The organism is Nonomuraea sp. NPDC003804 (genome assembly GCF_040610675.1).
Taxonomy (GTDB): Bacteria; Actinomycetota; Actinomycetes; order Streptosporangiales; family Streptosporangiaceae; genus Nonomuraea.
Window position 1 is genome coordinate 88069 of sequence record NZ_JBEXMT010000037.1, and the last position, 10495, is coordinate 98563.

Sequence of the window (10495 nt, forward strand, 5' to 3'; positions counted from 1 at the left end):
CCATGCCGGTCTCCGTACAGATGCCCCAGCTCGGCGAGAGCGTGACCGAGGGCACGGTAACCCGTTGGCTGAAGAAGGAGGGCGAGCGCGTCGAGGCCGACGAGCCGCTCCTCGAAGTGTCGACCGACAAGGTCGACACCGAGATCCCGTCGCCCGCGGCGGGTGTGCTGACCAAGATTGTCGTCGCCGAGGACGAGACCGTCGAGGTCGGCGCCGAGCTTGCGATCATTGACGAGGGTGGCAGCGCCGGCGCCGCCGCTCCCGCTCCCGAGGCGGCGGCCGCCCCGGCGCCCGCTCCGGCTCCGGAGCCCGAGCCCGAGCCGGCTCCCGCGCCCGTCTCCTCGATCCCGCAGCCGGCCCCGGCCCCTGCTCCGGCCCCGGCCCCGGCTCCCGCGCCCGCCCCGGCCCCGGTGCAGGCGCAGGCTCCCGCGCCGGCGACGACCACGCCCGCCACCGTGCCGGCACCGCTGCCGTCCTCGGGCGAGAGCCCCTACGTCACGCCGCTGGTGCGCAAGCTCGCCAACGAGCACGGCGTCGACCTCGACGCGCTGACCGGCACCGGCGTCGGCGGCCGCATCCGCAAGCAGGACGTGCTCGAGGCCGCCAAGGCGCAGCGTGAGCAGGCCGCTCCGGCCGCCCAGGCTCCCGCTCCGGCCCAGGCGGCGCCCGCCGCCGCTGCCCCCGCCGCGCCCGCGGCGCAGGCTCCGGTGGCGGCCACGCCCGAGCCGGTCCAGGTCGACACCACGCTGCGGGGCCGTACCGAGAAGATGTCGCGCCTGCGGCAGACCATCGCCAAGCGCATGGTCGAGTCGCTGCAGACCGCGGCCCAGCTCACCTCGGTCGTCGAGGTCGACGTCACCAAGATCGCCAAGCTGCGTGCGAAGGCGAAGGACGAGTTCCTGCGCCGCGAGGGCGTCAAGCTGACCTTCACGCCGTTCTTCGCGATGGCCACGGTCGAGGCGCTCAAGCAGCACCCGAAGCTCAACGCCACGATCAACAACGAGACCAACGAGGTCACCTACTTCGACGTGGAGAACCTCGGCCTCGCGGTCGACACCGAGCGCGGCCTGCTGGCCGCGGTGGTGAAGAACGCCGGTGACCTCAACCTGGCCGGCCTGGCCAGGAAGATCACCGACCTGGCCGAGCGCACCCGCGACAACAAGGTGACGCCCGACGAGCTGACCGGCGGCACGTTCACGCTGACCAACACCGGCAGCCGTGGCGCGCTGTTCGACACGCCGATCCTGAACCAGCCGCAGGTCGGCATGCTCGGCACCGGCGCGGTCGTCAAGCGTCCCGTCGTGGTCGACACGCCGGAGGGCGAGGTCATCGCCGTCAGGTCGATGGTCTACCTCGCGCTCACCTACGACCACCGCCTGGTCGACGGTGCCGACGCGGCGCGCTTCCTGACCACGATCAAGCGCCGCCTCGAGGAGGGCCGCTTCGAGGCGCAGCTGGGTCTGGCGTAACACCCGGTACACCCGGTACACCGGTACACCCGGTTCGGACGCGGGGCGTCCGCGGAGTCTCTCCGCGGGCGCCCCGCCTGTTTTCCCGCTTCCCCCCACTGTCCCCCACTGTTCCCTGCACTGTTCCCGCGGCTGTTCCCGTGAAGGGGCGTCCTCACCGGCACGGGCCGCTCCCCGGCCGCGGCGCAGGCCGGCGGGGGCCGGGTCCGCGGGCTTGCGGACGCCTGCGCGTAGGGTGGAGGAATGGCGATCATCGTGACGGGCGCGTCAGGTCTGCTCGGCAGGGCGCTGGTCGGCGCGCTCGCCGCGGAGGGCGAGAACGTCGTCCGGCTGGTACGGCGGACGCCGCGCCGTACCGACGAGTCGTTCTGGCAGCCCGACAAGGGCGTCGTCGACCGGGCCGTGCTGGAGGGCGCCCGGGCGGTGGTCCACCTGGCGGGCGCGGGCCTCGGTGAGCGGCGGTGGAGCGACGACTACCGGCGCGAGATCCTCGACAGCCGCGTGACGGGCACCAGGACGCTGGTCACCGCGCTGAAGGAACTGGAGAGCCCGCCGGAGGTGCTGATGTCCGCCTCTGGAGCGGGCTTCTACGGCGACACGGGCGACCGGGTGACCGACGAGAGCGGCCCGCGCGGCGAGGGCTTCCTGGCCGAGCTGTGCGAGCGCTGGGAGGCCGAGGCCGGCCAGGCGACGCAGGCGGGCGTCAGGACCACGACCCTGCGAACCGCGATCACGCTGTCGGCGCAGGGCGGGGCGCTCAAGCAGATACTGCCGATCTTCAGGATGGGGCTCGGCGCGCCGCTGGGCTCGGGCAGGCAGTGGTGGTCGTGGATCACGCTCGACGACTGGGTCCGCGCGGCCCTTCACATCCTGAACAACCGAGCCCTGGAGGGGCCGGTGAACGTGGCCGCGCCGGAGCCGGTGACCAACAAGGAGTTCACCCTGGCGCTGGGCAGGGCGCTGAAGCGGGCGACGATGCCGATCGCGGTTCCCGGGTTCGCGCTTCGGGCGGGGCTCGGCGGTTTCGCGGACGAAGGACTGCTGATCGGACAGCGCGCCGTTCCGTCGAAACTGCTTGACAGCGGCTTCAGGTTCCTTCATCCGACCCTCGACGAGGCGCTGGCGGCCGTACTCTAGTGAGCCGTTCGTCCGACTCACCGTGGGGGTAGCACATGACCAGGTCAGGACAGTCCCATATCCTCGCCATCGGCGGCGGGTCCTTCAAACCGACGGAGCGCTACGGCTTCCTGCAGGCCAGCCCGTTGCTGCGCTACGCGCTCGACCTCACCGGCCAGGACCGGCCCAAGCTCGGCCTGCTCGCCACCGCGACGGGCGACGACTCCGACTGGCTGCTGAAGATGTACGGCGCCTTCGCCGGTTGGGATGTCGAGGTGAGCCACCTGACGGTCTTCCCGATGCCCAACGTCGAGGATCCGCGGGCGTGGATCCTCGAGCAGGACATGATCTACGTGAGTGGTGGCAGTGTGGCCAACCTGGCGGCGTTGTGGCGCCTGCACGGCCTTGACGAGGCCTTCGAGCAGGCGTGGCGGTCCGGTGTGGTGCTGGCGGGGCAGAGCGCGGGCGCGCTGTGCTGGCACGTCGGCGGCAACACCGACTCCTTCGGCCCGAAGCTTCAGGTGTGGGCCGACGGCCTGGGCCTGCTGCCCTACTCCTGTGGCGTCCACTACAACTCCGACCCGCAGCGCAGGCAGCTGCTGCACGAGTCGGTGGCCAGCGGCGAGCTGCCCGACGGCTACGCCGCCGACGAGGGCGTCGGCCTGCACTACGTCGGCACCGAGTTCATCCAGGCGGTCACCGTCGATCCCGCGGGCTACGCCTACCGGGTGGAGCACGACGGCGCGGGCGGCGTGAAGGAGTTCAGGATCGAGCCGAGGCTGCTCACCGCCTGACGACGGTCGCGCCCACGGGGTCGTGATGACCTGGCGAGCAGGCCAGAGGAACCTCATTGCGGTCCCGTGGTCGTTTCTTGTGAGTAACCTTTATCTGTGGCGAAGCTGACGATTGTCCGTCTTGGTGTGGACGTGCCGTACGAGCAGGCCTGGACACTCCAGAGACGCGTCCACGCCCACAGGGTGACCGGCACGCTCGGCGACACCGCGCTGCTGCTGGAGCACGCGCCGGTCTACACGGCGGGCAGGCGTACGGCGGCGCACGAGCGGCCCGCCGACGGCACGCCCGTCGTCGACGTCGACCGGGGCGGCCGCATCACCTGGCACGGCCCTGGTCAGCTCGTCGGCTATCCGATCATGCGGGTGGGCGACGTCGGCGCCTACGTCCACGCGCTCGAAGAGGCCATGATCCAGATCTGCGCCGACTTCGGGGTGGCCGTCCACCGGGTCGCGGGGCGCAGCGGCGTCTGGGTCCGCGACGAGGGCGGCCCCGAGCGGGCGCTCGGGGCGGTGGGCATCAGGATCGTGGGCGGCGTCACCATGCACGGCTTCGCGCTCAACTGCGCCAACGACCCGAGCTGGTTCAGCAGGATCGTGCCGTGCGGCATCACCGACGCGGGTGTCACCTCGCTGTCGCAGGAGTCAGGCCGGCGGATCGTGGTCGACGAGGTCATGCCGTACGCGGAGAAACGTCTGGCGGAGGCGTTGGAAGCCGAGCCGCACGACATGCACGAGGAGGACCTTCTCCAAGCACTGGCAAAGCTGCGCTGACATCGGGGTGCGCCGCTTCTAGTATCGGCGACATGCGAAGGATTGCCGCTCTTGTCCTATCCCTCGCTGTCCATGCCCTGACGCTGGGGTTCGTGGTGCTCGGCGTGTCGATCATCCTCAACGGGCCGACCCGGATCGTGTCCTGGTTGATGGGCGCCGTGCTGGTGGGGATCGGGGTGCTGCTGCGCCCGCGCCTCGCCCGCCTGCCCGCCGACGCGGAGGTGCTCGACCGGGACGCCGCCCCCGCGCTGTACGGCCTGGCCGAGCGCGTGGCCGACGAGGTGGGGGTGGCCAGACCCGCCCAGGTGGCGGTGCTGGACCTGGCCACCGTCGCGAGCTGCCCCCGGATCGGGCTGCGCAGGACCCCCACGCTGGTCATCGGCCTGCCGTTGTGGCTGGCGCTGTCGCCGCGGCAGCGCGTGACGGTGGTCGCCGGCGCGTATGCCGCGGCCGAGACGCTCGACGGGCCGATCGTGGAGGGAGCGCTGTCGACGCTCGGCGAGTGGCGCCACACCCTGCTGGGTTCCGAGCCGCTGAGCGCCCGCACCGAGGCGGACGTGGCCATGGCGTTCACGCTCGGCGCCTGGGCCCCGAGCAGTTCCTACAACGTGGCGGGCATGCTCGGCCGTACCGTCGGCAGGATCTTCGGCTGGCCCGTGCTGGCGGCCGAGCACCTGCTGCGGTGGCTGATCCGTTCGGGCGACCCGCGCGCGGCCGAGCGGCGGCGGGCGATCACGCTGCGCGCGGTGACCGAGAAGGACCTGACCGAGCTGCAGGAGCTGATCGCGGGCCGCAGCTATCTGGCGCCGATGCAGGCGGCGGTGCTGCGCGGCGAGAGCGTGGAGCAGATCAGGCAGGCGGCGCTGACGCGGGCCCGGCTGTCCGACGACGGCGTGCTCACCTCCGCGCCGGGTTCGCGGCTGCTCGGCGCGGCCGAGTCGGCGGTCATCGACACCGAGCTCGCCGGCCACTATGTCAGGGCGGCCCGCGGGTTCGGTCTCATAAGTTGAGCGACGTAAGCTTTAACGGTGACCGTTGCTCCTGATGGCCGTAAGCTCCTCCGCCTGGAGGTGCGCAACGCCGAAACCCCTATTGAGCGCAAGCCCCCGTGGATCAAGACCAAGCTCAAGACCGGTCCCGAGTACACCGAGCTGAAATCGCTGGTGCGCCGGGAGGGCCTGCACACGGTCTGTGAAGAGGCGGGCTGTCCCAACATCTACGAGTGCTGGGAGGACCGCGAGGCGACCTTCCTCATCGGCGGCGACCAGTGCACCAGGCGCTGTGACTTCTGCCAGATCGACACGGGCAAGCCCAAGGAGTACGACAAGGACGAGCCGCGCCGGGTGGCCGAGTCGGTCCAGCAGATGGGCCTGAAGTACGCCACGGTGACCGGTGTCGCCCGTGACGACCTGCCCGACGGCGGCGCCTGGCTCTACGCCGAGACGGCCAGGCAGATCCACTCGCTGCTGCCGGGCTGCGGCGTCGAGCTGCTGGTTCCCGACTTCAACGCCAACCAGGAACAGCTGGAGGAGGTCTTCTCCAGCAAGCCCGAGGTGTTCGCGCACAACATCGAGACGGTGCCGCGGATCTTCAAGCGCATCCGTCCCGCCTTCCGCTACGAGCGCTCGCTGCTGGTGATCACCAAGGCGCGCGAGGCGGGGCTCGTCACCAAGTCCAACCTGATCCTGGGCATGGGCGAGGAGCGGGAGGAGGTGATCCAGGCGATGCGCGACCTGCACGAGGCGGGCTGCGACCTGCTGACGATCACCCAGTACCTCCGCCCGACGCCGCGCCACCATCCCGTCGACCGGTGGGTGAAGCCGGAGGAGTTCGTCGAGCTGCAGGCCGAGGCCGAGGCGATCGGCTTCGCCGGCGTCATGTCGGGTCCGCTGGTGCGCTCGTCGTACCGCGCGGGCCGGCTCTACCAGCAGGCCATCGCGGCCCGCCAGAACGCCTGACCACCGCACCGAGAAAAGGCCGCACGCCGTGCGGCCTTTTTCTTTTGCCCGGATACCCCGCCACAGGTAACGCAATGGCAACAAACCTAGTAGGCGGTAAGTTTTCTGGTTAACACTGGCTGCGTGGACTTCGACGAACTGATCACCCAGCTGGACCTGCCCACCAAGATCCGCCTGCTCACCGGCGCGGACATGTGGTCGCTGCCCGCCGTCCCCGAGATCGGCCTCGACCGGCTCGTCATGAGCGACGGGCCCATCGGCGTGCGCGGCGAGCAGTGGAGCTCCGCCGACCCCTCCATCGCGCTGCCGAGCCCCACCGCGCTGGCCGCCACCTGGGACGTCGGCCTGGTCCGCCAGGTCGGCCGGCTGCTCGCCCAGGAGGCCAGGCGCAAGGGCGTGCACGTGCTGCTGGCGCCGACCATCAACCTGCACCGCTCCCCGCTCGGCGGACGCCACTTCGAGTGCTTCTCCGAGGACCCCTACCTGACAGGGGAGCTGGGCGCCGCCTACGTGGAGGGCGTGCAGGAGGGTGGCGTCGCGACCACGCCCAAGCACTTCGTGGCCAACGACTTCGAGACCGACCGGTTCACCGTCGACGTCAAGGTCACCGACCGGGTGCTGCGGGAGGCCTACCTGGCCCCCTTCGAGCGGGTGGCGAAGGCCGGGGCGTGGGGCATGATGACCGCCTACAACGCGGTCAACGGCACCACGATGACCGAGCACTCGGCGCTGGTCAACGGTGTGCTCAAGGACGAGTGGGGCTTCGACGGCTACGTCGTGTCCGACTGGACGGCGGTGCGGTCCACCGAGGCGGCGGCGGTCGGCGGCACGGACGTGGCCATGCCAGGGCCGTTCGGGCCGTGGGGCGACCAACTGGAGGAGGCCGTCCGCGAGGGCCGGGTGCCCGAGTCCGTCATCGACGACAAGGTGCGCCGCATCCTACGCCTGGCCTCCCGCGTGGGGGCGCTGCGCCCGAGCGAGACGAACGCGGCCACACCGGCCGACCAGACCGTCCAGGCAGAGCAGGCCCCGCAGGCAGAGCAGGCCCTGGGGGGCGCGCGGGCCGGGTCGATCGACGGGATGGCGCTGGCCCGCGAGGTGGCCGCACGCTCCTTCACGCTGCTGAAGAACGAGGGCGGACTGCTTCCCTTCGCCGGGGCGCCGACCCTCGCGCTCATCGGCTCGGCCGCCGACGAGGCGCGGATCATGGGCGGCGGCAGCGCCCAGGTCTTCCCCGACCGCACCGTCTCCCCTCTGGAGGGGCTGCGCGCCCGCGGCGAGGTCAGGTACGCGCTCGGCACCGACCCCCGCGTACGGCTGGCGCCGCTGGCCGTACCGACGGCGGCGCAGTTCCTGGACGACGGCGGCGAGGTCCTGGCCGAGCACCCGCTGGCCACCACGGAGGCCCGGTGGGTCGGCCAGCTGCCGTCCAACGTGGACGGCGAGCGGCTGCGCGCGGTGCGGCTGCGCGCCGCCTACACGCCCGAGCTCACCGGGGCGCACGAGCTGTCGGTGGCCGGGGTGGGCCCCTTCACGCTGCGAGTGGACGGCACGACGGTGCTCGACGAGACGATCGAGCTGGAGGGCGACGACCCCGCCGCGGCGTTCCTGGCGCCGCCCGAGAAGCGCGTCGTCGTCGAGCTCACCGCGGGCAGGCCGTACGAGGTGGAGGTGACGCATCCGGCCGGCGCCTTCAGCGGCATGGCCTTCGTCGCCTTCACCCTCGGCCACGCCAACCCCTCCCCCGGCCAGGACGCGCTCATCGCCGAGGCCGTGGCCGCGGCGCGCGCGTGCGAGGTGGCCGTGGTCGTGGCCTCCACGACGCTGGAGGTCGAGAGCGAGGGCTTCGACCGCGAGGACCTGCGCCTGCCCGGCCGCCAGGACGAGCTGATCGCCGCCGTCGCCGCCGCCAACCCGCGCACGGTCGTCGTGGTGAACGCGGGCTCGCCGGTGGAGATGCCGTGGGCCGCCGACGTGGCGGCGGTGCTGCTGACCTGGTTCCCCGGCCAGGAGGCGGGCTCGGCGCTCGCCGACGTCCTGTACGGCGACGCCGAGCCTGGGGGCCGCCTGCCGACCACCTGGCCGGTACGGCTGGCCGACAGCCCCGTCGTCGACGTCACGCCCGTCGACGGGGCCGTCGCCTACGAGGAGGGCGTCTTCATCGGCTACCGGGCGTGGGAGCGGCTGGGCCGTACCCCGGCGTTCTGGTTCGGGCACGGCCTCGGCTACACGGACTGGTCGTACGACACCATCGCGGCCGAGGGGTCGACCGTGACGGTCGCGGTCACCAACGCCGGCACGCGTCCAGGGCGGGAGGTCGTGCAGCTGTACGTGTCGCCGGTGACGCCCGACGAGCGGCCCGCGCGGTGGCTGGCCGGCTTCGACGTGGTGGAGGCGGCGCCGGGCGAGACGGTGCTGACCACCGTGTTCCTGCCCGAGCGGGCCTTTCAGGTGTGGACGAAGGACGGCTGGCGCACCGTGCCAGGCGAGTACACGATCGCGGCGGGCCGCAGCCTGGCCGACCCGCGGGTGGCGGTCACCGTCAAGGTCTGAGCGCCGTCAAGACCTGAGCCGCCGACCGGGCGGCCGACCGGGCGGCCACCAGGACGCACGCCAGGATCGGCGCGCCGGTGGGGCGGGCGGGCTGCCGGTCATTTCCGCCGGGTTCGGCGCGCCCAGCGGGCCTTGGTGACCGTTCGATCCGCGCCTGAAGGGCAGGAAGAACCCGCTGTTCGAGGGGCCGCGCCGGCTTTTCCGCGAGGTGCGGCCGGCCCCGGAGAAAAACGTGGAGGGTCACGTTTTCATCTCCGGCGGGGGGTGTTTGTATCCTTCACAACATGGCGAAGCCCGTAGACCCAGAAAAGCCGGGGCGCATCAAGCAGCTCCGCATGATCGCGAAGATCATCCAGCAGGCCAATCCCAAGGGGATGCCGATCGTCTTCCTCTCGGCGGTCGCCACGCTGGCCGTGGTCATCGTGATCGGCATGGTCACTGGCTTCTTCTGGTATTCCATCTTCATCGGCGTCATGCTCGCGTTCACCGTGGGCCTGGTCGTCTTCGGCCAGCTCGCGCAGCGCGCCCAGTACAGCCTGCTCGACGGCCAGACCGGCGCCGCGGCCGCGGTGCTGCAGGGCATGCGGGGCAACTGGGAGGTGACCCCGGCGATCGCCGCCAACCGTGACCAGGACCTCGTGCACCTGGTCGTGGGCCATCCGGGCATCGTCCTGGTCTCCGAGGGGCCGGGCAACCGCGTGCAGAAGATGCTCGTCGGCGAGAAGAAGCGCCTGCAGCGCGTCGCCATGGACGTGCCCGTCTACGACATCCAGTGCGGTGACGGCGAGGGGCAGATCCCGCTCGGCAAGCTCCAGCGCCACCTGATGAAGCTGCCGCGCAACCTCAAGAAGCCCGCGGTCAACCAGGTGAAGGACCGGCTGCGCTCGCTGCCGAAGAACCTGCCGATGCCCAAGGGCCCGATGCCCAAGGGCGCGCGGATGCCGCGCGGCCCGAAGATGCGCTAGTGCTGTCGGCTTCGTCGCGGGCCAACCGTTCCTGGTGGGACGGCAACGCGGACGACTACCAGGTGGAGCACGGCGAGTTCCTGCGGGACGCCGGCTTCGTGTGGTGCCCCGAAGGGGTCGACGAGGCCGAGGCGCACCTGCTCGGTGACGTCGCGGGCAAGGACGTGCTGGAGGTCGGCTGCGGCGCCGCCCAGTGCTCGCGCTGGCTGAGCACGCGGGGGGCGCGCGTCGTGGCCTTCGACATCTCCCACCGGCAGCTTCGCCACTCGCAGCGGATCGACCTGGAGACGGGGTCGCGGGTGCCCGTGCTGCAGGCCGACGCCGAGAGCCTGCCATTCGGGACGGCCGTCTTCGACCTGGTGTGTTCGGCGTTCGGGGCGCTGCCGTTCGTGGCGGCGCCTGCGCGCGTCTTCGCCGAGGTCAAGCGGGTGCTCAGGCCGGGCGGCAGGTTCGTGTTCTCGGTGAGCCATCCGATCAGGTGGGCCTTCCCCGACGACCCGGGCGAGCGCGGCCTCACCTCCGACCGCTCCTACTTCGACCGCACGCCGTACGCCGAGACCGACGACGAGGGCAGGCTCGCCTACGTCGAGCACCATCGGACGATGGGCGACTGGATCGGCCTGATCGTGGCCGGCGGGCTCACCGTGACCTCGCTCATGGAGCCGGAGTGGCCGGAGGGCCACGACCGCGTCTGGGGCGGGTGGAGCCCCCTCAGGGGCCGCCACCTCCCGGGCACGGCGATCTTCACCTGTAGCGCGTAGCCGCCCCGCCGGCCGCGGCGCCGCGTGGGTCGCGGCGCCGCGATGGCCCACGCCGAGGCCACGACGCTGATCCTGGTCACCAACACCGTCTCGGCCCACCAGTGGAAG

Annotated in this window: 9 protein-coding genes; all 9 read left to right on the plus strand. The window is 71.7% G+C overall.

Annotated features, from left to right (window positions below; translation table 11 throughout):
- Window positions 1-2: 2 nt before the first annotated feature.
- The 9 genes from sucB (at window position 3) to ABZX22_RS38050 (ending at window position 10387) form a co-directional block, all read left to right on the plus strand.
- Window positions 3-1469, plus strand: a complete 1467-nt coding sequence (gene sucB, locus ABZX22_RS38010; protein WP_354919540.1) for a 2-oxoglutarate dehydrogenase, E2 component, dihydrolipoamide succinyltransferase — start codon at window positions 3-5, stop codon at window positions 1467-1469.
- A gap of 243 nt (window positions 1470-1712) precedes the next feature.
- Complete coding sequence (locus ABZX22_RS38015; protein WP_354919543.1) at window positions 1713-2606, plus strand: TIGR01777 family oxidoreductase; 894 nt, start codon at window positions 1713-1715, stop codon at window positions 2604-2606.
- A gap of 35 nt (window positions 2607-2641) precedes the next feature.
- On the plus strand, window positions 2642-3379 hold the full coding sequence (locus ABZX22_RS38020) for a peptidase E (RefSeq protein ID WP_354919546.1): 738 nt from the start codon (window positions 2642-2644) through the stop codon (window positions 3377-3379).
- A gap of 96 nt (window positions 3380-3475) precedes the next feature.
- Window positions 3476-4150, plus strand: a complete 675-nt coding sequence (lipB, locus tag ABZX22_RS38025) for a lipoyl(octanoyl) transferase LipB (protein ID WP_354919549.1) — start codon at window positions 3476-3478, stop codon at window positions 4148-4150.
- A gap of 32 nt (window positions 4151-4182) precedes the next feature.
- Window positions 4183-5160: a M48 family metallopeptidase gene (locus ABZX22_RS38030; RefSeq protein ID WP_354919552.1), complete on the plus strand. Its 978-nt coding sequence runs from the start codon at window positions 4183-4185 to the stop codon at window positions 5158-5160.
- Window positions 5161-5178: 18 nt separating this feature from the next.
- On the plus strand, window positions 5179-6108 hold the full coding sequence (lipA, locus tag ABZX22_RS38035) for a lipoyl synthase (protein WP_354919554.1): 930 nt from the start codon (window positions 5179-5181) through the stop codon (window positions 6106-6108).
- A 123-nt stretch (window positions 6109-6231) separates the two neighbouring features.
- A complete protein-coding gene (locus ABZX22_RS38040; protein ID WP_354919557.1) occupies window positions 6232-8661 on the plus strand; it encodes a glycoside hydrolase family 3 C-terminal domain-containing protein in 2430 nt (809 codons plus the stop codon).
- A 284-nt stretch (window positions 8662-8945) separates the two neighbouring features.
- Entirely contained in the window at window positions 8946-9626 is a 681-nt protein-coding gene (locus ABZX22_RS38045; RefSeq protein ID WP_354919560.1) for a DUF4191 domain-containing protein, read from the plus strand.
- The gene (locus ABZX22_RS38050) at window positions 9626-10387 is read left to right on the plus strand and encodes a class I SAM-dependent methyltransferase (protein ID WP_354919562.1); all 762 of its coding nucleotides are present in this window, start codon (window positions 9626-9628) and stop codon (window positions 10385-10387) included. The genes ABZX22_RS38045 and ABZX22_RS38050 overlap by 1 nt, the downstream gene beginning before the upstream one ends.
- Window positions 10388-10495: the final 108 nt, after the last annotated feature.